Origin of the sequence: Bacillus sp. NPDC077411 (genome assembly GCF_044543425.1) — a bacterium.
GTDB lineage: Bacteria > Bacillota > Bacilli > Bacillales > Bacillaceae_G > Bacillus_A > Bacillus_A bruguierae.
Map to the genome: position 1 here is coordinate 265177 of NZ_JBITWA010000003.1, position 22156 is coordinate 287332.

The following is a 22156-nucleotide window of genomic DNA, read 5'->3' on the forward strand; positions in this document are numbered from 1 at the left end:
ATATAGAATGCCTATTTTGTTATCATAGTACGATTTCCAATTTTAGGGTTATGTGAATGAGAAATTTTACATTTAATTATTCGAAGGAGGATTTTTTTAGCTAATAGCTACATGGAATACCATTAAGTGATGTTATGTTAATTTAACGTGAATAGAATATTTATAAGAAAAATCTACCATATAAGAAGGTAAATCATTTGTATATTCTATGGTAAAGATTAGCTTCATGGATGGATATGGAATAGTTTTGTCCCGATAACAAAAACTAACAGAAAGAAAACGATAATATATAAAGGAGATTAAATATGTTGAAAAAGATAGGAAAAACTTTCCTGGTACTCCTCTTTGTATTTATCGGCCTATGTTTTGTTTTGCTTGTTTGGGATGAAATTGACAGAACAGCAGCTGAAAAAAGTGGGAGATTTGGCCAGCAGCCTAGCCAATACCCTATTCGTCAAAGTGATATTACTATGTATACAGACGGGAAACAGTTAAACAATCAATTATTCTCAGATATAAAGAATGCAAAACATTACGTGCATATTAACTTTTTCTCTATTGCTGATGATGAAGTAAGTCATCAGTTTCTAGAGTTATTGAGGAAAAAAAGTCAGGAAGGTGTAGAAGTATACTATGCAGTGGACAGGCTAGGTGGAATTTTACTAAAGAAAAAGGAAAGAGAATTATTAGTTAAAAAAGGAGTGCATTTTACGTATTACAATAAGCCTGCTTTCCCTTATCTTTCTTCTTCTTTGGACCATCGGAATCATCGTCGTATTTCAATTATTGATGGAAAGATTGGGTACATTGGCGGATTTAACATTGGCAGGAAGTATTTAGGAGAAAAAGAAAAACTTGGTTACTGGAGAGATTATCACCTTCAAATACGAGGAGAAGGAGTTCAAGATCTAGAACACCAATTTGTGTTAGACTGGAAGAAAAACTCAGAGAAAGCGATTCCGATACACAGTGCGATAAAGGAAAAGGGAGCAACCTCGCATCGATTTACTGCATATTATAGCGGAGAAAAACTTGGGCAAGATTATGCAATGCTGTTTCAACAAGCAAAGGAGTCCATCATTATATTAACACCTTATTTTATACCAAAAGACAGAACTATTTGGAACGCATTAGTAGATGCAAGAAAGAGGGGAGTTCGTGTCAAAATTCTGTTCTCACCTCATTCGGATGCACTGTTAGTTAAAGAAGCAGCGTATCCATATATCCGAAAAGCATTAAAACAGGGAATGGAAGTATATGGTTATAAAAAGGGAGTGTTACACGGTAAAGTATTTTTGATTGATGAAAAAGTATTGATGGTTGGGACCGTGAATTTTGATTCGCGCTCGTTTCATTTAAATGAAGAAATGAACTGTTATATCCATGACCCTGTCTATATTTCGAAAATAAAGCCAGTCATTAATACAGACTTGCAAAATTCAAAGCGAGTAACGTCCTCTGACGTCAATCAATTATCTATAAAAGAAAAAATGAAAGAAAAAGTTGCAAAAATATTTGAGTATTATTTGTGAAAACAAAGTATTTTTATATTAAGGAGTAGTAAACTGCATTTTATTAGAATAAATTAAATTAATGACACAAGCGAAGAGGTTTAGCTTGTGGACTTTCTATTAAGTGAGAATCTTGTTATCATTAAATTTGTACCTAGAGATGAAAGAGGCTGTCCCAAAAGTTTCATTTTTGGGACAGCCTCTTTCACTATATAAAGGGGGAGTGGAACCTATTTTACACCAACTGCATCATATGACTGTTTCACGGCTGCCACTTCTGCAGAGTTTGCACCGTATAAATCTGCAGCGGCTTGTACTAAACCAGCGCGCGCTTGACTAAAAGTTGCAGATTCAGTTAAGTATACTGTATTTGCACGATAGTAAATTGCGCCTACTTTATCTTTGCCAATACCATTTACGGTTACACCATAATGTGTACCGCCATTTGCCAATAAGTAAGCAGCTTTATTGATAATACCGCTATTTGTATGAACGCCGCCATTATCGCTCGTTCCAGTATAACGTTTAGAATAATGATCTGGGTCATCATACTTTGTTGGATCGCTCATTGAGCGAAGCGCATCTCCAGCTGTACCAGGTGTATAAATATCTTCACCAACTTCCCAATCTGGATTACGGTTATCAGCGTATTCGATTAATGTTCCAAAGATATCAGAAAATGCCTCATTTAATGCACCAGACTCATTTTGATAAATCAGGTTTGAACTATATTCTGTAACGGCATGCGTTAACTCATGTCCGACAACATCAATTCCTCCGGAAAATGGAATAAATGTATATCCATCTCCATCACCATACACCATTTGGGATCCATTCCAGAAAGCATTGTTATAATTTCTTCCATAATGAACTGTAGATTTTAACGGTGCACCAGCATCGTTATAAGAGTTGCGGTTAAACGTTTTCTTATAATAATCATATGTTACACCTGCATAATAATGTGCATCCACTGCTGCTGCATCACGGGTAGCATTAAAGATGTTATCTGTATCTGCCCATAAAGTTCCTGGAAGTGTAGTACGATTCTTTGCATCATATGTGTAAATTGTTGCACCGTGTGTATTATCTTGTAAATAATAACTAGATCGAGATAATGTTGTATTAATAGATTTTGTATCGCCTAATACCCCTTTACCTGTTCCCACTTTATTTGTTCCTGTTACAGGTTGAATCGGTGCATTATTCTCAGTATTAGCATTATGAATTGTATTGTATTTATTTAGTACTTTCCCATTATCAGCTTCAATGAAATAATAATAGTTTCCTGGCTCTGGATCTAAGAAATTCAGTTTCACAACATATGCGTATATTGTTTCCTCACCATTTTGATATACAAATAAGTCCGCCGCCGGCTCTACTTCATATTTTGGATTTAGCCCCAAATCTTTTTGTGCAGCTTCAATTGCTTGTTTTCCGTCAATTTTATTTTTATTTTTTAGCTGCTCTTTCTTATCTAAATCAGGTGCAACAGTTCCTGATACAACTTTTAATACACCGTCTTTCCCAATATGAGCTACTTGAGTAGAACCCCATACCGGCACACCTTCATACATTTGCTGTAAACGGACAACTGTTGCTTCTCCTACAGGATCTTTTACAACCTTTTGTACTTTAAAAGATTCTTCTGCACTTTTTTCGCCTAGTTTATAATCTTTTTTCGCAGCGTTTAAATAATCAAATACAACAGATTCTGCTTTTTTCCCAGACGCACTTGTTAAATCACCTGCTACAAATTCTGGAGACTGGACAGCCTCATTGTATTTCTTTGTAGAGAGTACGTTCTTTGAATCTGCAAACGCAGAGCTTGTCCCCCCGAACGTTGTCACTGCCATTCCCGCTGCTAACACAAACGCTAAACCCTTTTTCTTCATCATTTTTTGCCCCCTAACAAAAATTTTTAAAAGAGTAGATTTATAGTAACATTAAATTTCTATTATTAAAATACTGAAAATTCAAATAATTTTTTTCTCAAGTTTTCTTGCGTTTTGATAAACAATTTAAAAATTTAGATTTTCAAAAGAAGAAATTGCAACTCTAGAAAACGTGCAAAGCGATTGAGTGTTTTAGACTATAGTTGTTATTAAACATTATTCACAAGTAAATGTGCAAATCGTAGGGGACAGTATTTTGCCCTGCGCAATGCAAAGAGGAACGGTATATATAAGCATAATTCCCGTTGCTTCAGCATATAAAACTGATAGCATCTATATAAATGATAGAAGTTATTCAGAGTAAGTTTATATAATGAGAGGGGGAATATGAATGAATCAAAAACTTTCTACAAAGCTAGTTGTTGCAATTGGAATTGGTTCAGCCATATATGGTGTATTAGGATTATGGGGATTCTCCATTGCGCCGAATACTTTTATTAAACCAGCACTTGCTTTATTAACGATTTTCGGTGCTATCTTTGGACCAATTGCAGCTTTATTAATTGGACTTATCGGTCATACAATTACAGATGCTATTGCTGGTTGGGGCATTTGGTGGGGCTGGGTATTAAGTTCAGGAATCATTGGTTTATTTATGGGATTTGTCCAAAAGCGCCCTGCATTTAGTGTGAAAAATGGAACGTATAGTAAGGGAGATATCGTTTACCTTTCTATTACGGGTGTAATTGGTATTCTTTTGGGAATCGTCTTTGCTGGTATATTTGACATTTTCATTATGGGCGAACCGTTTGATAAAATTGCTATTCAAGTAGGTGGTGCGATTATCGCAGATATTCTCGTGTTCTTTATCCTCGGTTTACCAATCGTGTTAGGACTTGCGAAGGCGAATAAAAAAAATACACAATTAAAGGCCGAGAAGTAGGAAGATGCATATGAAACCGATTGTTTCTTTTGAAGAATTCACATTTCAATATAAAAGCGTAGCTGAACCGACTTTGCAGGATATTACCTTTCATATTTATCCTGGCGAAAAAGTGTTAATCGCTGGGCGAAGCGGGTCGGGAAAATCTACATTAGCTCATTGTATTAATGGGCTCATTCCTTTTTCCTATGAAGGGACAAGTACAGGGAACCTTTCTGTATGTGGTATAGATCCTAGACATACGAGTATATTTGAATTAAGTCAACATGTAGGAACGATTCTGCAAGATCAAGATTCTCAATTTATCGGATTAACGGTTGAAGAAGACGTTGCGTTTGCGATGGAAAATGATTGTACGGGGCAAGTGGAAATGAAGCAAATTGTACAACGTTCACTTGAAGAGGTAGACATGATTAAGTTTCATTCACATAGCCCTCACGATTTATCAGGAGGACAAAAACAGTCCGTTTCTCTTGCAGGCGTACTAGCTACAAATGCCGAGATTTTGCTGTTTGATGAACCTTTAGCGAATTTAGATCCTGTAAGCAGCGAAAAAGCAATTCAACTTATGAAAAAGATTCATAGACAAACGAATAAAACAATAATCATTATTGAGCATCGCATTGAAGAAATACTCGATCTTGGTTTAGATAAAATTATTATTTTGGAAAATGGCCGTATCATTGCAATCGAAGCACCGCTTGAACTATTGCAGAAAAATGTTTTACAAAAAGCAGGGCTAAGGGAGCCTGTATACGTAGAAGCATTAAAAACATTGGAATATCCACTCTCGAACGAAGAAGTTTATCCGATAGAAAATGTTAATTCTCATACATTGCACGAGACGCTATCAAAATGGATGTTACAAAATCCGATACATACAGCAATATTCGAAAAAGAATGTCTATGTAAAATAGAGAATATATCGTTTGCATATCTAAATAGAAATTTTGCACTGAAGGATATATCTATGTCTATATACAAAGGAGAAATACTCGCTCTTTTAGGAAACAACGGTGCTGGAAAATCAACACTTGCTCATATTATGACGGGAATGAAAAAAACTCATCAAGGTAAAATTCTTTTAGAAGGAACGGATATGACAAGATGGTCAATCCGAAAGCGGGGAGAGGTCGTCGCTTATGTGATGCAAAACCTGAATCACATGATTACACAAGCAACGGTTTGGGAAGAAGCTGCGTTTGCTTTAAAACTGAAGAATGCTTCAGAAGAAATACATAAAAAAGTAGAACATGCATTACAAATTTGCGGTTTGTATCCATTTCGAAATTGGCCGGTACAAGCATTAAGTTATGGGCAAAAAAAGCGTCTAACGATAGCCTCGATTCTTGTTACAAGTCCCAAACTTATTATTTTAGACGAACCCACTGCAGGGCAAGATTATTTTCACTACAAAGAGTTTATGATGTTTATACAAAAATTAGCAAAACGTGGAATTTCTTTTTTATTGATTACACATGATATGAACTTAGCGATAGAATACGCAAATCGCGCGATTGTGCTACATAATGGAGAAGTTATTGCAGATAATGCAGTAACTACCGTGTTGGCGAATGAGTGTATTTTAAAACGTGCAAACCTTCGTGTGAGCTCACTTACCCGTCTAGCGAAACATGGGAACATGCCAATTCCGCAGCAATTTGTTCAATCTTATATGGAAGCAAGAAGGAGGAAGCGTTCATGAGTAAGATGGGGACATTACACATAGAAGGTGAATCCTATTTCCATCGTATGGATGGTGCTGTAAAGCTCATCCTATTTATTATATGGATGATTCTTACATTCCTATTTTTTGATTTTCGTATTTTATTATTCTTATTTCTAATCGGCTGCATACTGTTAGGTATCGCAAAAATCCCAACGCGTAGTATATTACTTATTTTTAGTGTTATTTTCACATTTAGTATTCTGAATTCCATCATGATTTTATTGATTACCCCAACACATGGATCGGAGCTAACTGGTACATATACGCCACTTCTCTACATTGGTTATGCGACTATTACAATAGAAACTCTTTTTTTCGCAATGACATTATCATTAAAATATTTTACCTTATTACCGTTTACACTTATTTTTATTTACACAACACATCCAAGTCAATTTGCTAGCAGCTTAAACAAAATTGGACTGCATTATAAAATTGCCTATGCAGTTAATATTGCACTGCGCTATATTCCGAATATACAAACAGAATATGAACTCATTAAACATGCGCAGGAAGCAAGGGGGATTCCATTTCATAAAGGAGAAGCAACTCTATTTCAACGAATTAAAAATCGAGTGACGATTTTTTGGCCACTTGTAATCAATTCATTAGATCGAATTGATACCGTTTCGAATGCTATGGATTTACGAGGTTTTGGAAAAAAGGAGAAACGAACTTGGTACTATAGAACGGAAATGCAGTCTCTTGATTATATGACGATTCTTATTGGGATTTGTGTTTTGATTATCGCTATTTATTTAAAAGTTACAATTTTTCATTCGTTTTGGTATCCTTTATGAATAGTAACTGTATATTAGCAAATTTGTAAATAGGCTCTAGAATATAAACGATAACTATAACTACAATTAATTCTATGACTGTAGGCTATTGTATTTTAGACAGTAAAAATGAACGGCTTTATTATCAGCTATGGCTTTGAAATAAAGTTCGATAAATTATAAAAAAGTCTGATTGTTATTTCGGTTCTAGATGCCAAACATTTTGTTGTGTAGTTTTCTTTAATTAGTAACTAAATATGCATAATTGCATAAATAAATTGAAAAATATAGGTTATTATTAAAGTATATTTTTAAAGAATTGTTTTTGCTAATGAGTAAAAATTAAATTTAAAGGGGGATTTGTGTATATGGTGTTCCGAAATACAAAACTTGCTATCTTTACTATTTCTTCATTTTTTATTTTAGGTTCTTCATCCTTATCATTTACAGATACCGTGTATGGTGAAGGAGTTTCTTCGTCTTCAAAAATAAATCAAGGGGTAACTTCAACTAATTATGATGATACATATTATAATAGCATGAAGGGGAAAACGGGCTTAGAGTTAAAAAAGGAACTTCATAATATTATTGATAATCATACAAAGATATCATACAGTGCAGTTTGGGAAGCGCTAAGAGATACTGATGAAGATCCAAATAATAAAAATAATGTACTTCTCTTATATACAGGGCGTTCGCAAGGGAAATTTACAAATGGTTCAGGGGTCGATAATTGGAACCGAGAGCATGTTTGGGCAAAATCTCACGGTGAGTTTGGGACGGCTGCAGGGCCTGGAACGGATCTTCATCATTTAAGAGCTACAGATGTATCTGTAAATAGCTCACGTGGGAATTTGGATTTTGATAACGGTGGTGTGAATCATCCAGAAGCAACAGAATGTAAATATGATAGTGATTCCTGGGAGCCTCGTGATAGTGTAAAAGGTGATATTGCTAGAATGTTATTTTACATGGCTGTTCGTTATGAAGGGGATAACCGTGAAGTAGATTTGGAACTAAATGATAAAGTAAACAATGACAAAGCTCCTTATATGGGAAAGCTATCTGTTTTACTAAAATGGAATGAACAAGATCCTGTTGATGATTTTGAGCGAAAGCGTAATGAAATAATCTATACAAAGTATCAACATAACCGGAATCCATTTATTGATCATCCTGAATGGGCAAATGAAATTTGGAAATAAATAAGTAAAATTATAGCTTGAAAAATATAAAGTGAAAAGGAGTGGTCCTTATGACCACTCCTTTCTCTTCATTAGGAAAGTAAAAGGTTTTTGGCTAAACTTCCATTACTATGTATGATTGAATTATTTAAAAATTATAATCACATACTTACGGAGACGTTATTATGAATTATATGGATTCTACTAATTTTGCTTTACATGCAAAAAGTAAGCAGTTTTATTGGGAAGGGAATGGCCAATTATCTATTAAAACATTTTCTAATGGAAAAGCACATTACAGGACTAGTAAAGGTTTTTTTGCGTAGATATTTACTTCTTAATGAAGGGTTTTATACAATGTAGTGTAGTGCTATTTCCAAGAAGAAAATAAAAAATTCTTCTTGGAAATAGCACTATTTTTATGCAGAAAACAGCTGTTTTTTACTTTTTAAAACACTTACAGGCTAATCTTATTCTTCCTCTGTTTCAATTAATTCAACATCGCCAGATATTGAATCCCCGGCAAGCTCTGATGCTTCTTGATAAAATTTCTCCGTGTTGATACCCTTTTTTCTTTTATCATAAACAGAATTACAAGGAATACCTGTTGCTTGTGCGTGTTTCAAAGGGTCATATTTTTGCCCTGTTTTAAACATCATATAAAGGATTTTGGCAATTTTGCCATACATATTGTCCAATTGCTGTTTTCCCATTCATATTACGCTCTACTAGACGATGATAATAGGAACTGAATACGGATGGTTGCTTTTTCATCGCAATGATAATCATCGCCATTTGAAAGAGTACACGACGTGCATCTCGAACACCATTAAAGGTCATTCTTGTCCCCTTTACTGATGTTCCTGATTGTTTATTTTCAGCCGAAACATCGAGATACTTTTTGAACTCTTTGTATGTACTAAATCGTTCAACATCACCAATCGCTCCGATAAGAGTACAAGCCCAGTTATCGCTCATAAAAGGAAAAGAGTACTGAAATAAAGTTTGATCAAAAATACCTCACAAACCTGTATTTTACGGTAAATAAGAAGAATTCATTTTGAAAAATCTTTTTATCAAGACCTTAATCGTAAAAAGTCAAAAAAAATAAAGATCGATACATATTAGACATTACTAATATGTATCGATCTTTTACTTCTTTTCCAGAATCGCGCCTTTAATGGAATAATGAAAATATGATCTTAATCCTAACATCACTTAATTCTTGTTCAACTGACGAGTGACACAAAAGCCCTGAAAATACAGAGGTGCCCACGGCATGCAATATGAGTATGGGCAGACACCTAAACGTTCAATGCGAAGCGGCGAACGTTAGCGTTTTTTTGCCACGTTTCAACGAGGCGGAAGGCATCTTCAGTCTCATTATATTCTGAATTATATGGCCGCCCCAAGACCGCTCAGACCTTCAACGGAATTTGAGAAATGATGCGCGGCAGAATTAGTAACACTGCAGCTAATAACAGTAACACAGAGCCTAATACTGCCAGTTCCGATAAAGCAAGAATTCCAGGTAAAGTAGTCATGGCATGAAACATCACTACAGCACCTAAAATCCCAAATATCGCCATGTGCCATTTTCGGAGTTGAAAACCCACCACAGAACTCCAGCCTATGAGAAAAAACAGCGGCATATGCAGATAATGTGTAATTACAGACAACAGTGAAATGTTATCAAAGTAAATGATTGAAGTTAAAATCGGTATGAGCAGAAACAGTGATATAATGCTTATTGCTCCAGTATAGGCCCAAAAGAACTGTTTTCTGGTCAGGCCCCGTGACACATATAGTTTTATTGCAACCAGTGGATATACAATTCCCATTACCAGAAGGTATATTTTAGGAGCATATATGATGGAATTCCGTATCAATAAAGTATCATCTATTATTACATTAGAAAACACTATAAGAATAGCCATTGTCAAGGCATAGATGCCTATAAACCAACATGTGGCCTTAGCCTGTGTTGATAGCAGAAGCTTCAAAGCTTTTTTCATCATTACTCTTTTCCTCCTTTTTCGGTCATGTAGATGAATAAATCCTGCAGCGAGGGCTGAGAGAATTCAAGACCTGCTTTTGCGGCGTCAAGGCGGTCCTGTTCTGACAACTCCCCGAACAATACAGCCTCTTTCTGCCGGCCTAAGGTTCGCTGCAACAAGCTTTCACGACCGTTAACGAAGCTGTCTACGGCTTCGCTAAATCCTGTTACGGCTGTTCCTTTTGAACGCAGGGTATCACAGTCGTCGTGGGCAATTACCCGTCCCTTATTAATAATTATAGCTTCGCTGAAAAGCCCCTCCATCTCATTGATAAAATGTGTTGAAAACAAAATAAGCTTTGGCCTCTGCGTATAGTCTGATAAAAGTTCGCTGATAAACAGCTTGCGTACGGCGGCATCCATGCCGAGATATGCTTCGTCATAAATGGTAATCGGCGTCTGTCCAGCTAGCCCGATAATCACATGTACCGCTGAACGCATACCGTGACTTAAGGCTCCCATTGTTTTCTTCATCGGTATTTCAAACAGCTTCATAAGTTTTTCTGCATAGGCGGCATCCCAGTTAGGACGGAGCGCAGCCGTTATTTTAAACAAGTCTTTTACATGTAAGGAATTTTCTGTTTCATTCTGATTGTCATAGATATAGGCGATTTGTGGCATTATGTTCCTGTTTTCATAAGGATTTTCGCCGGATATGGTTATTGTTCCTGAGGATGGTCTGCGGTAGGCGCTGAGCAGCGACAAAAGTGAGGTCTTTCCTGCACCATTCCTGCCAATCAGCCCGCAGATTGCCTGCTCGGGAAGGTTTAAACTTATATTATTGAGTGCAAGGGTATTTCCGTATTTAAGCGATACATTTTCAATATTAATCATTTTTTTCTCCTTTCCACGCACTATCGATCATTTCATGAATCTCCCGAAGGGTAAAGCCCAGGGGCTTTGCCAGGGCCGTAAGAGGTTCTACATGTTCCTGGAAAAATGCATCTGAAAAGCGTCTTTTAAGCTTTTCAGGTGCATCGGGGCTCACATACATTCCTAGCCCGCGCTTTTTAAAAATTATTCCCTCATCCACCAGAAGGTTAATCCCTTTCAGTACAGTGACGGGATTTATGTTGTAATGGCTGACAAGCTGGCTGTTTGAGGGTATCTGTTCTTCAGGTGCCAACCGCCCGTTAAGAATATCCTCCTCAATGGCCTCTTTGATTTGGAGATAAATGGGACGGTTACTATCCAGAGCTGACTTCATGACGTCCTCCTTTCATTTATAGTGTTATTGTATACTGGTGTTATATAAGAGTATAATACCTCTTGGGAAATATTTCAAGTGTATATTTAAAATAAAGTTTGATTAAATTAACTTAATAAACCTTGATAAAGGAACAAATAGAAAAAGCGTGTTTTGAAAAAAGATTGATCAAAACACGCTTTTTCTAAATTCAATTGAATCATCCTTTTAACATATTTTCCGAAAAGAAGTCCCTTTCCTCAAGGAGCGAGAAGGGCGTAGCCCAGCGAGTAGGTGGGGGATGAATTTTCGGTAGGTGATCGCCTACATATGTTCTTTGTATGTACTTTTGAGGCTATGCGATATAATAAATATGAAAATATGAAATTAAGTGGTGGGTAGTTCACAAAGATTGATCAAAATGGATTCTTCTTAAGCATATTTAAGTTTCGGTTTTATAAAAAAGTTTGATCATTTTCTGCCTGTGTTACTCCACAATCGCGTCCTTTAGCTGAATAAGTAAAATTTCTATGTTAGCGCCTATTTTAATAAAATTAAATTAGTGTTGCAATCCGTTAACCATTTTAGTCAGTTCCGCCTCAAGTCGATCAAAGTTCTGTTCATTGGCTTCGTAACAGAAACTTCTCACTTTTTCGCATTCTTTAACTGATTTGTGGAGCATTTGCCATATAAGTTCGGTTTTGCCTTCTTTCTCAGCAAATGTAATGGTTAGTAAAAATTCATGTATTGGCCCTAGATGGTGGATAACAATCTTTTCAGATTCAATTATTTCGGAAAAGATGGATTTGCAGAGGGAATTTTAAACTCATTAAGAGAATCAAACAATAGACTTCTTAGTGATCCTTTTAAGGATAAGAGTTGTATCGAATTCTTTGAAAAAACTTATGATACAAGTAAAACTTTACTAGCTGAAATAACAAAATTTAAAGAGAAATTACCTATTCTTGATAATGACCCAGTTGGTTATGAAGAACAATTTCATAAGTTAATGCAAATCATTCTATTTAAAACTGACAGTATGGTATTCTTTGAATGTAACGGGTTACGTCTCTTTTTAAGTCCCCCAGAAAAAGAGGGATTTGCTCAATCTAGTTCAGTCATTTATTTTCAAGTTGAAAAAATTAAAAAGACTTATGGAGATCTATTAAGTAAAGAAATTGTTTTATTGATGAACCGCATATTGTATCGAAAATGGGACAAATAGAAACATGGATGACATTCTTTAAAGATACAGAAGGTAATACTCATGCTTTAATGAATGAAGTACAATGTCAGTGAAAGAGATCGTTGATAACGGTCTCTTTCACTACTTTCAGTTTTTTAGCATTTCACAAAATAGAAAAAATTCCACTTTGTTTGGTGGTACGATACTAGCGCAAATGAGAATAAGACACATAAAAGGATAGTATTAATATCGGAGGGAGAATAAGTTGGTCATTGAATTGTTTATCAAAGGATTAATCATTGGGCTTAGTATAGCTGCTCCAGTTGGACCTATTGGGGTTTTATGTATACGACGCACATTGGAGTACGGAAAATGTATTGGTTTTATGTCAGGCTTAGGTGCAGCAACAGCTGATGGACTGTATGGGCTGATTGCTGGGCTCGGTTTAACATTTATAACTAATTTTTTAGTTGAACAACAAGGATGGATTCACTTCATTGGTAGTGTGTTTTTATTATATATAGGATTGAAAATTTTTGTTTCAAAACCATCAAAAATATCAGCTAAAGCTAATGGTAATAATGTTTTTGGAGCATATGCTTCAACCTTTCTTTTAACTATTACAAATCCAGTAACCATATTATCTTTCCTAGCCATTTTTTCTGGACTTGGAATGTCTAATTCGAATAATGATACAATAACTAGCTTAGTCGTAGTATTAGGAGTATTTTTGGGTTCTACATTATGGTGGCTAATTCTTAGCAGTGTAACAGGAATATTGATGAATCGAATGAAAAATTTCCCTTTAAATATTGTGAATCGTATTTCTGGATTTATTATATTAATGTTTGGTTTATGGTCTATGTACAATTTAATGAAGAGCCTTTTTACATAAAATAAGAGGTTTTAAGCTATTGTTTCTTGTTTTTGCTATAATATATGAGTTCGTTTAAAGATAGCTAAGTTTTTAAAGTTATACATTAAGTTATTGCGATATTTAAATCGTTGACAGTTATGTATTGGCAACATATAATTCATATATGAAATATATGTTAACTTTTAGAGAAATGTGGAAGATACATAGAAATAGTTGTAAAACTCCAGATAAATGTTTGGGAATATAATTATTTATATTTGACTTGTTTAGTGTAGACTTTATTCTCTGAAGAAAGGGTGTTTTCTATGCAAATAACGGCAAGGGAATTATATGCTTTAATTAGAGATGTATATCATCAATTACAAAATAATCTCGAGAATCAATTGAAACAATTCGATATTAGTGTAGTTCAATTTGGAGTTATACAAGTGTTATCAGAATCAGAAAAAACTTCGATGTCTGAATTAAAACAAAAAATTGGTTGTGCTCCTAGTAATGTTACTACTATGGTTCAACGAATGAAAAGAGATGGCTTTGTAACAACTACTAAAAACCCAGCTGATCAAAGAGAAACATTCGTATATTTAACTGAAAAAGGTAAAGAAACGAAAGAAAAAGTAAATGTTCAATACAAAGCATTCCTTAAAGAAAATTTTTCTTATTTTGATGAAGAAAAATTTATAACATTATCAGAAATTCTTGAAGACTATAAACTTCATTTATTAAACGTTGAAAAGAAATAACAAAAGTGTAACTATATAAATCCAAATTAAAAAACGCCATAAAACCATTCTTTTTAGGTGGACGAGAGCATCTGGCCGTACATAGAAGCGGTCAGGGTCTTTTTCTGCATAGCAGCAATGTATATGTCGAAAAATCAAAATGGATTTATATAATATAATAGTTGCATTTTTTTTACATAAATATTTCATATATGAATTATATTTTTGGGTATTTATTTCATATATGAAATAAAATCAGAAACTAAGGGAGAGATTTAAGTGAGTGATAATGGAATGAAACCTATGTTAATTCTACTAGCAACTGTAGCATTTTTTATTGGGATGGATTCTTTAGTGGTATCACCTTTAATTCCTGATATTGCTAAAGCTACCGCAGTACCAATGGAAAGGGGAGGGTGGTTAATTACCTCTTATGCATTATTCTATGGATTAACTGCTCCATTTTTTGGCCCGATTTCTGATAAATTTGGGCGCAAACAAATGATTGTGACAGGAATGATCATATTTTCAATTGGAACTTTTTGTACAGGACTATCACAAGATTTTAATACAATTTTGGGTTTTCGTGCATTAACAGGTTTATCAGGGGCTATGGTGATGCCAAGTATTTTTGCGTTAATAGGTGATAAAGTACCTTATAATATGAGAGGCACAGCAATGGGAATGATCATGGGGGCTATGGTTGGCTCTACTGTGTTAGGTGTACCAATTGGGGCTTTTTTAACTTCTGTTGGTAATTGGCAATGGACTTTTTATGGTATAGGGGTTTTAGCAATGTTGGTTGCATTTATTATAATGGGCATCTTGCCTAAAACGCCACCAACAAATGAAATTCCAGTTTCTGCACCAGCGGCAATGGTTTCAGGGATAAAGACAGCCTTTACCAATACATCTGTGTTCTTTGCATTATTATCTACTTTTTTGTGGACTGTTAGTTTACAAGGTATATTTTCTTATATTGGAGTTTACTATAAAGAGAATTTTGATTTTAGTGTAGAAAAAACAGGAATGGTAATTTTTTTGGCAGGAGCCGGTAGTATTATAGGCAACGTCATAGGTGGTAAATTAGCAGATCAAATCGGTAAAAAAGCAGTTGTTTCAATTGCTACTATTATCGCGGCAATTGGAGTTGTTAGTTTCACTTTGTTAACTGAACATGTAATATTTGCAATGATTGTACATGTATTATGGAGTACATCAATTGGATTTGGTCAATCTTCATTAACAGCTTTAATTTCAGACTTAAGCCCTAAAGTAAGGGGGACCGTAATGGCTCTGAATAGCTCAGCAATGTATATGGGAATGATGTTTGCCTCTGCAGGTGCTTCCTGGTTATTGGTAGGCGGACAAACATTTTTAGCTATTGGTATTATGTGTGCAATTGCTAGCTTCTTAGTACTGCTAATTATGCATTTCTTAATAATAGAAAATTCGATTATGAGGAAAAGAAGTTATTAAATAAGAAAGAGTAAATTTTTCTTTGTTAGAAAGAAGAAAGGAGAGCACATATTAATCATATATACGATGTGTTCTCCTTTTACTAAACTAAAGAGTCTGAGTGATTAACAAAAAATATAATCAATTCAATTTAGAAGTTATTAATTAAACGCTTTATTGCATCAATTACTACAAATGGTTCATCGTTTTGTATATAGTGGGCACTATCTTCTGCAATTATAAGCTTACTTTTTGTAGATATCTCAAGAATCTCTTTTTGCATTTCATTCCATAATTCTTGAGATTTTTTAGAATAATGATCTTTTTTTCCTGCTGATAAAACAATCAAGGGAACATTTAATTGTTGTTTTGTTTGTTTTAGTTGCTTTAGACTTGCAGTGAATTCATCGTATGTACTTTCATAAATAAATTGGTTGTTATATGCTTGTTGAAATTCTTTTGACATTGTGGGAAGAAATCTTTCTTGATAATCTTCTGGTGTAGAATCAATTAAAAGTAATGCAGCAACGTTGTTAGGATACTTTGCAGCATATATCCGCATGTTTACTCCACCAAAAGAATGACCTACTAATATGTATGGGGGTTGTATCTTCATTTTTATTAGAAGTTCATTCAATTCTTCTAGCATCTCTTGGCTCGTTCTAGGATTAAGGCTTTTCTCGCTTTTTCCTAATCCAGCTCTATCATAGACAAGTACTTCCGTTAGCAGAGAAATTTCAGTAATTATTGAACTCCAAGCTTTAGAATAGTCTCCATATCCAGCATCCATTATAATGGTAGGTTTGTCTGTTTGCTCTCCATACAACTTTGTAAATAATTTGAAACCACTGATTTGTACAAACTGCTCTTTCTCCCTACGTTTCATAGTAGTCCTCCTATAATTAAAAGTATATTTTTCCTTCTGAAACGGTACTGAAAATAAATGCATTTGACTAGAATCTCTAAATAGAATTCTAGCATATGTAAAAAAAGATGTTAGTTTTTATATTGGTTTAATTCTCCTTTAACAATTATTGTTAAAGTCATTTGGGGAAATTAAATTGTTTAAAAGGGGAGGAGGTTTATAAGGTGACTGGAATTACTGAATGTTCTCTTCGTTATTATTTAAATTTAGAACGATTGAGGACAGAGAAATTGGAAAACGGTCAGTTGGTATTATCCAGTTTAGATTTAGAAAATATTATGCACATAATTGAATAAGAAACAAGCGTTAATAAGCTTGTTTCTTATCTTGAACAGGTATATCCGTCCGATCAATGATTAAATTATATGTGAGTCCCATTAACACTAACAAACCACCTACTATCTTACCGAGCGATATTTCATGTGAATTGAAAAAATCAATGATAATCCCCATGCTTAACTGACCAATAAAAATGAGTAATGTCAAATAGAAGGAAGATATTTTAGGAATAATATAGTTCGATAATCCAATTACTATAACACCTACTAATCCACCTAAATAAGCAAGAAACGGTATGGATTGCAATGTTGTGTGGGACATGTTAAAAGATTCATTACTAAAAACTAAAAATAGCAACGAAAAAGCGAGACCAGTAATATAGTTGAAAAAAGTTCCTTGGAAAATTCCAATTTGCGTTGCTAAATTTGCATTAATCACCCTTGCGATTACGATGGAACAGCCAGCTAAAATGGCAATACATATATATAACATCATTTCTCCTCCATTAGAAAATATTCATAACAACAATTCCAGAAGCAATCAGTAATAAGCCGACCATTTTCTTTTTTTCAAACTTCACAACTTGCATTCCTAATAATCCGAAATGATCGATGATAATAGAAGTGATCGACTGACCGAGTAAACCTAAAGCGATTGTTAAAGATACACCAAGTGTTGAAAAGCTAACATTAGTAAAGAGTACGGTGAACACCCCGATAGCTCCTGCACTATATAAGTACAGCGGAATTCCTTTATGAATCTTAATTTTAAATTTCCCTACTATTAAAATGATAATAACCGTAATTAATCCAACAATATGAATAAGAACGCTAGCGTTATAATTTCCTATAACTTCTGCTAAGATGCCGTTTAGTGGAATCATCAGTGCGATGAGAGCACCGATAAGTGCGGAAAGCAATTTATACATAGTGTTTCCCCCTTGCATTTTTAAAGTTAATTTATCATGATTGAAGTATCGTGTATTATGACATATGTCATAGTAAAGAGGGGATTTGGAGAATTTATGAAAAAAATATATGATTCGAAGAAGTTAGATGAGTATATTCAAAAAAATAATATTGAAGATTTTTTTAGTCATGACATAAAGTCTGTGATGGAGTTATTGTTATTTAAAAAGAATGAATATATATGTAGAGAAAATGAAACACTTCATTATCTTTACTTTTTTGTAGAAGGAAAAGCAAAAGTGTATACGACTTTAAGTAACGGAAAATCGTTATTATTAACTTTTTATAATGGGTTTGAAGTTATGGGAGATGTAGAATTAGTTCGTTCTCAAAAAACGTTTTCCAATGTTCAAGTGATAGAGGAATCATATTGCATTGGAATCCCATTAGAAAAAATTAGAACACGTTTACTTCATGATGCAACCTTTTTAAGTTTTATTTGTGATTCGTTAGCCCATAAACTTGCTAGACTTGCACAAAATAGCTCCATTAATTTACTTTATCCACTTGAGAATCGATTAGCGAGTTACATTCTTGCGATAGGTGAGAGGGTAGAAGATGAAGAAAAAACAATGATATTTCAAGGGAATCTAACGGAAATATCGGAGTTATTAGGAACAAGTTACCGACATTTACTGAGGACGTTAAATATTCTTTGTGATAAAGGAGTGTTAGAGAAGCAGGACAGTTATTTCAAAGTAATAGACGAGCCCTTATTGCAAGAGTTAGCGGCAGATGTTTATAAACAAAATTAAATATATGTTTGTAAGTGAAGTTGTGAGTAGAGTAAGATGATTTTCATTAATGATGAAAATACGATAAAAAATGAAATAAGCTCGATCTTCCTTTAGGCAATTCTGCTTTAATGGCAATTGGTCCGATTTTCCTTAACATACAGAAAATCGGCTTTTTTCTTATCGAAATTTGCTTAGCGTACACTGGTCATGTATTTTTAAGAATAACGGAAGAATATATAGAAAATGCTACATAAAATAGGAAGTTTAATCAACTTAGGGGGGACAACTTTGTTCAATTGGATAGTAAAATCTATACCTAATTTATTTACGATAGGAAATTTATTGTGCGGTGTTTTTTCAATTACCTTAAATATGAGCGGCTTTTTGGAAGCCGCCTGCATTTTTATTTTCTTTTCGGCTGTTTTAGATCTTCTTGATGGAAGGATTGCGAGAAAATTAAAAGTGAATAGTGAGTTTGGCGTAGAATTGGATTCCTTAGCTGATATTGTTAGTTTTGGCGTTGCTCCTGCACTTCTGTTTCATTCGATAGCGGCACCATCTATTTTAACTTCTTTGGCATTTATCCTCTTCCCAACGATGGGTGCTTTAAGATTAGCTAAATTTAGTGTTAAACCAACCATTGGGTATTTTATGGGATTACCTATTCCAGCTGCTGGATTACCATTGGCTGTCATGGGATTGTTTTCATATAGTAATGCATGGATTACCTTAATCCTCGCTCTCTTAATGGTAAGTCCAATTAGGTTTAAAAAACTTTAAGGGGAGGTACCGTCTCTTGGCCATTAAGTTAAGATCTTTTAATACCCCCGAACGAGAATATTTCCCTATGGGTAACTCGTTTTTTTAGGTTGATGGCAATGTGGCAGGACCTTATGCCCATCAACCTAAGATTTTGAAGTATCCCCAAAACGAAAACTTCATCCTTTCATAGTTGCCCATAGAAATTTAGTTTATTTTTTTCGTTTTGAGGAAGAATGTATTTCTTAACTTGATAGTGATGAGATAGTAGGCCCAGATCGTAAAAGGCTATTCCATCACCTCTTCAAAGCGTAATTACAATAAGGACAAGCCAGTTTTGGCTTGTCCTTGTTCCATGCCGCCCGGCGAATTCAAACGGCAATCACACCAAGCCACTATTCGCCCTAGATCTATCATCCCTGCCACAACGCAGGCTTTGTCACCATGAACCATAACATCGCCATTAAAAGAACAATGTAAATCCAAACAGAACGCCGCAACAATTGAATCAAGGCGTCCTTGTCTTGGCCCTTTTCGCCGAATTTCCGAATGGTCGGCGAAAAGGCGCGGGCCAGGAAAAATAATGAACTCGCCATGAGAATAAGGGTCATCACTATCCAAGGGGTCTTCCAAGTCCAAGGGCCCGCCAGTACAAGCAGAACTCCGGATGCAACCAGCACATGCCCGGCATGCTTGGCCAGCCTTACCGAAAATCGGAATATATCCAGATAAGCCTGCTGTGTTCCGGCCTCTGAAGCCCGCAATTTTTTGATGAGCGGAAGCAATACAAAAAACGGGCCGATGGATAAGATTACACTGAAAATATGTACATACAGAAGCAGTCGATACAACATGTCCATCCTTATATCACATTAACCTTCGATGGGACGGAATTCATGAACCCAAACTCTCATATTTGGCAGCCATGGCATGCCAGGGTGAAGAGACAGGATAGAGTGCTTATATTCCTCCACATTCGTATAGCCTTCTTGACGGGCATGCCCATCAGTCAATTCGCCAAGTGACTGCGAATAGACCTTCTCCACAACATACCGGTGACCTTGAAGCTCCATTACTTCCCCGACATCCGCATATCTCCCGTTGCGGCGAGTAGCCGTTTTATGTCCTGCAAGCACTTTTTCAATGTCCTCCTGAATCGTGATGAGACGTTCAATCGTACATGTTTTTGGTGGTAAAGCGTTCGTTTCATTTTGGTTTGTCATCTGGGTCACTCTCCTTTTTTCATTTAAGCATAAGTCCACTTTATCATATAAAAAAATTATTCTATATAGCAAGTTTCTACTTAATAGAGATAACAAAATTTCGTACAATGTTTATATGATAAACGCCAATAATGGGAAAAAGCAGCCCTTGGTTTTGGTGCGAAAACCTCGAGATAATAGCAATTAATCTCTGAATCTTGGACATATTGATACTAGTACTCAAAAAAAGGGATGTAATCGGTATGGAAAATCAAAATTTGTTCAAATGGAAGCATTATCTGCCTGGTATTATTTTACTAACCGTGAGATGGTATCTACACGGTACAACCTCAGTTTTCGTGATTTGGTGGTAAAAAGGTATGGTAACAAATTCACGATAAATTTGTTACCGTACTTTTTTAGTTTTGAGAATGCAATATGGTGTATTATTGGTGTGTCCCTATTACACTACCTCTAAAGATGTATAGAACTTTAATACTTTTAGTGGATTTAATATTGCTTGTACATTGATATAGTTAATATTCAAGAATAGAGAGTAGGAGGGTAACCATATGATTAAAGGATTGTATGAAGCACACTTACCAGTTAGTAATTTACAAAATTCAATTGAATTTTACCGGAAATTAGGATTGGATCTTGCTTGGTGTGATGAAAACACTGCTTTCTTTTGGATTGAAGAAGGGAAAAGTTGGTTTGGTTTATGGGAAGGAAATGAGTATGAAACTCGATACCACCCTTCCTTACGACATATTGCTTTTCGAGTTTCATATGAAGATTTAAAGGAATCTTTAAAGTGGCTAGATTCTATTCAAGTTGAAGCTGTCCCATTTGGTAATAGAAAGTCTATTGAGCCATTTATTCGCCCGCATCAAGGGAATGCTTCAGTATACTTCAAGGACCCGGATGGTAACAGTTTAGAATTAATATGTTATGTTGAAGTTTCTAATGAATTAAAACATATTACAGATAAGTTGTCCTTCGTAGATTGGGAGGAACGAGTTAACAATACATTTAAGTGAAAGATTGTGTGATAAGTTTATTTTACTAAACGGAGTCACAACACATCACTATCAAGCTAATATTTTGGAGTATCCCCAAAATGGAAGTTTCACTTTATCTCTCCATAGTTGTCTACGAAAATTCAGTTCATTTTTTCATTTTGGGGACAAGAGATTTCTTAAGTTGATGGGCATGGGGTCCTGTCACATGCCCATCAACTTAAGGATTTAGACTATTTTTGAAGTTAAAAGCTCGTTACTATTCTCTTATGTTAATGAGAAAGGGTGACGAGAGCCCAAAATGTATTCATTCATATTCACAGATGATATCCTTTTAGTTGGATTCTTACGCTGAAGCAGCAAGAAATTGTTGTTCTTTGCGCATTAATTTGATTTTTTATGGAAAGATATACTAGTAAGTATACGATTTGAACGTTCTATTTTTTAGAGTATAACAGGAGGAGAATGAATATGTCGGAAATTGAAGTAGGCGAAATTTTTACCCTTAGCGATGAGAGTAATGAGGAGCAGGAAGTTGAAGTGCTCGGAACGCTGAATGTTGAAGGAGCAGAATACATTGCTGTTGGCTTTGTAGAAGACATTCAAACGGAAACAGAGGAAGACATTGATATCTTCTTTTTAAAAGTAGAAGAAGGTAGTGAATTCTCATACATTGAGAGTGATGAGGAATTTGAAAAAGTATCTGCTGCATTTGAGAAAATTATGGACGAGCAAGAATAATAT

23 protein-coding genes and 4 pseudogenes are annotated in these 22156 nt (G+C 34.9%); 16 read left to right on the forward strand and 11 right to left on the reverse strand.

What is annotated here, in order from left to right; all coding sequences use genetic code 11:
- Window positions 1–305: 305 nt before the first annotated feature.
- Entirely contained in the window at window positions 306–1532 is a 1227-nt protein-coding gene (locus ACIGHG_RS06935; protein WP_336472572.1) for a phospholipase D-like domain-containing protein, read from the forward strand.
- Window positions 1533–1741: 209 nt separating this feature from the next.
- On the opposite strand, the gene ACIGHG_RS06940 is transcribed toward ACIGHG_RS06935, so the two are convergent.
- Entirely contained in the window at window positions 1742–3403 is a 1662-nt protein-coding gene (locus ACIGHG_RS06940; RefSeq protein ID WP_396547786.1) for a M4 family metallopeptidase, read from the reverse strand.
- A gap of 391 nt (window positions 3404–3794) precedes the next feature.
- Here ACIGHG_RS06940 and ACIGHG_RS06945 point away from each other — a divergent pair, with 391 nt between their 5' ends.
- The 5 genes and pseudogenes from ACIGHG_RS06945 to ACIGHG_RS06965 all read left to right on the forward strand — a co-directional run.
- Window positions 3795–4346 carry an ECF-type riboflavin transporter substrate-binding protein gene (locus ACIGHG_RS06945; protein WP_396547719.1) on the forward strand — a complete coding sequence of 184 codons (552 nt, stop codon included), beginning with the start codon at window positions 3795–3797 and terminating at the stop codon, window positions 4344–4346.
- A gap of 10 nt (window positions 4347–4356) precedes the next feature.
- Window positions 4357–6051 (forward strand): ABC transporter ATP-binding protein, encoded by a 1695-nt coding sequence (locus tag ACIGHG_RS06950; RefSeq protein WP_396547721.1) that lies wholly within the window; start codon window positions 4357–4359, stop codon window positions 6049–6051.
- Window positions 6052–6056: 5 nt separating this feature from the next.
- A complete protein-coding gene (locus tag ACIGHG_RS06955) occupies window positions 6057–6875 on the forward strand; it encodes an energy-coupling factor transporter transmembrane component T family protein (RefSeq protein ID WP_396547788.1) in 819 nt (272 codons plus the stop codon).
- A gap of 347 nt (window positions 6876–7222) precedes the next feature.
- Entirely contained in the window at window positions 7223–8059 is an 837-nt protein-coding gene (locus tag ACIGHG_RS06960) for an endonuclease I family protein (protein ID WP_396547723.1), read from the forward strand.
- Between the two features lie 164 nt (window positions 8060–8223).
- Window positions 8224–8398 (forward strand): annotated as a pseudogene (locus tag ACIGHG_RS06965) (AraC family transcriptional regulator); the annotation flags it as partial.
- Window positions 8399–8508: 110 nt separating this feature from the next.
- Here the strand turns inward: ACIGHG_RS06965 and ACIGHG_RS25665 are convergent.
- The 5 genes and pseudogenes from ACIGHG_RS25665 to ACIGHG_RS06995 form a co-directional block, all read right to left on the reverse strand.
- Window positions 8509–9031, reverse strand: a pseudogene (locus ACIGHG_RS25665) (transposase); the annotation flags it as partial.
- Window positions 9032–9456: 425 nt separating this feature from the next.
- Window positions 9457–10056, reverse strand: a complete 600-nt coding sequence (locus ACIGHG_RS06980) for a hypothetical protein (RefSeq protein WP_336472575.1) — start codon at window positions 10054–10056, stop codon at window positions 9457–9459.
- Window positions 10056–10928 carry an ATP-binding cassette domain-containing protein gene (locus ACIGHG_RS06985; protein WP_396547729.1) on the reverse strand — a complete coding sequence of 291 codons (873 nt, stop codon included), beginning with the start codon at window positions 10926–10928 and terminating at the stop codon, window positions 10056–10058. The genes ACIGHG_RS06980 and ACIGHG_RS06985 overlap by 1 nt, the downstream gene beginning before the upstream one ends.
- Window positions 10921–11301: a GntR family transcriptional regulator gene (locus ACIGHG_RS06990; protein WP_396547731.1), complete on the reverse strand. Its 381-nt coding sequence runs from the start codon at window positions 11299–11301 to the stop codon at window positions 10921–10923. Before ACIGHG_RS06990 ends, ACIGHG_RS06985 begins: the two co-directional genes overlap by 8 nt.
- Before the next feature lie 538 nt (window positions 11302–11839).
- Entirely contained in the window at window positions 11840–12082 is a 243-nt protein-coding gene (locus ACIGHG_RS06995) for an SRPBCC domain-containing protein (protein WP_396547790.1), read from the reverse strand.
- A 219-nt stretch (window positions 12083–12301) separates the two neighbouring features.
- Between ACIGHG_RS06995 and ACIGHG_RS07000 the strand changes: the two are divergent.
- From ACIGHG_RS07000 to ACIGHG_RS07015, 4 genes and pseudogenes are all read left to right on the forward strand, one after another.
- Window positions 12302–12579 (forward strand): annotated as a pseudogene (locus ACIGHG_RS07000) (VOC family protein); the annotation flags it as partial.
- 152 nt (window positions 12580–12731) lie between these two features.
- Window positions 12732–13361, forward strand: coding sequence for a LysE family translocator (locus tag ACIGHG_RS07005; protein ID WP_396547733.1), 630 nt, complete (start codon window positions 12732–12734; stop codon window positions 13359–13361).
- A gap of 287 nt (window positions 13362–13648) precedes the next feature.
- The gene (locus ACIGHG_RS07010; protein ID WP_396547735.1) at window positions 13649–14086 is read left to right on the forward strand and encodes a MarR family winged helix-turn-helix transcriptional regulator; all 438 of its coding nucleotides are present in this window, start codon (window positions 13649–13651) and stop codon (window positions 14084–14086) included.
- A 258-nt stretch (window positions 14087–14344) separates the two neighbouring features.
- A complete protein-coding gene (locus ACIGHG_RS07015) occupies window positions 14345–15544 on the forward strand; it encodes an MFS transporter (RefSeq protein WP_396547737.1) in 1200 nt (399 codons plus the stop codon).
- Between the two features lie 130 nt (window positions 15545–15674).
- Here the strand turns inward: ACIGHG_RS07015 and ACIGHG_RS07020 are convergent, their stop codons facing one another.
- Window positions 15675–16409, reverse strand: coding sequence for an alpha/beta fold hydrolase (locus ACIGHG_RS07020; RefSeq protein ID WP_396547739.1), 735 nt, complete (start codon window positions 16407–16409; stop codon window positions 15675–15677).
- Window positions 16410–16612: 203 nt separating this feature from the next.
- On the opposite strand from ACIGHG_RS07020, the gene ACIGHG_RS07025 reads away from it, so the two are divergent.
- Window positions 16613–16744 carry a hypothetical protein gene (locus ACIGHG_RS07025; protein WP_396547741.1) on the forward strand — a complete coding sequence of 44 codons (132 nt, stop codon included), beginning with the start codon at window positions 16613–16615 and terminating at the stop codon, window positions 16742–16744.
- A gap of 10 nt (window positions 16745–16754) precedes the next feature.
- On the opposite strand, the gene ACIGHG_RS07030 is transcribed toward ACIGHG_RS07025, so the two are convergent.
- The gene (locus ACIGHG_RS07030) at window positions 16755–17219 is read right to left on the reverse strand and encodes a DMT family transporter (protein WP_396547792.1); all 465 of its coding nucleotides are present in this window, start codon (window positions 17217–17219) and stop codon (window positions 16755–16757) included.
- Between the two features lie 13 nt (window positions 17220–17232).
- The gene (locus tag ACIGHG_RS07035) at window positions 17233–17655 is read right to left on the reverse strand and encodes a DMT family transporter (protein ID WP_396547743.1); all 423 of its coding nucleotides are present in this window, start codon (window positions 17653–17655) and stop codon (window positions 17233–17235) included.
- Window positions 17656–17751: 96 nt separating this feature from the next.
- On the opposite strand from ACIGHG_RS07035, the gene yeiL reads away from it, so the two are divergent.
- Both yeiL and pssA read left to right on the forward strand, forming a co-directional pair.
- Complete coding sequence (gene yeiL / locus ACIGHG_RS07040; RefSeq protein WP_396547745.1) at window positions 17752–18450, forward strand: transcriptional regulator YeiL; 699 nt, start codon at window positions 17752–17754, stop codon at window positions 18448–18450.
- 270 nt (window positions 18451–18720) lie between these two features.
- Entirely contained in the window at window positions 18721–19212 is a 492-nt protein-coding gene (pssA, locus tag ACIGHG_RS07045) for a CDP-diacylglycerol--serine O-phosphatidyltransferase (RefSeq protein WP_336474615.1), read from the forward strand.
- Between the two features lie 392 nt (window positions 19213–19604).
- Here pssA and ACIGHG_RS07050 read toward each other — a convergent pair whose 3' ends face one another.
- Both ACIGHG_RS07050 and ACIGHG_RS07055 read right to left on the reverse strand, forming a co-directional pair.
- Window positions 19605–20045, reverse strand: a complete 441-nt coding sequence (locus tag ACIGHG_RS07050) for a hypothetical protein (RefSeq protein WP_090913608.1) — start codon at window positions 20043–20045, stop codon at window positions 19605–19607.
- Window positions 20046–20063: 18 nt separating this feature from the next.
- The gene (locus tag ACIGHG_RS07055) at window positions 20064–20414 is read right to left on the reverse strand and encodes an ASCH domain-containing protein (protein ID WP_336474614.1); all 351 of its coding nucleotides are present in this window, start codon (window positions 20412–20414) and stop codon (window positions 20064–20066) included.
- A gap of 242 nt (window positions 20415–20656) precedes the next feature.
- On the opposite strand from ACIGHG_RS07055, the pseudogene ACIGHG_RS07060 reads away from it, so the two are divergent.
- The 3 genes and pseudogenes from ACIGHG_RS07060 to ACIGHG_RS07070 form a co-directional block, all read left to right on the forward strand.
- A pseudogene (locus ACIGHG_RS07060) lies at window positions 20657–20763 on the forward strand (IS6 family transposase); the annotation flags it as partial.
- Window positions 20764–20965: 202 nt separating this feature from the next.
- On the forward strand, window positions 20966–21433 hold the full coding sequence (locus ACIGHG_RS07065; RefSeq protein ID WP_336474613.1) for a VOC family protein: 468 nt from the start codon (window positions 20966–20968) through the stop codon (window positions 21431–21433).
- A gap of 450 nt (window positions 21434–21883) precedes the next feature.
- On the forward strand, window positions 21884–22153 hold the full coding sequence (locus ACIGHG_RS07070) for a DUF1292 domain-containing protein (protein ID WP_336474612.1): 270 nt from the start codon (window positions 21884–21886) through the stop codon (window positions 22151–22153).
- Window positions 22154–22156 lie beyond the last annotated feature (3 nt).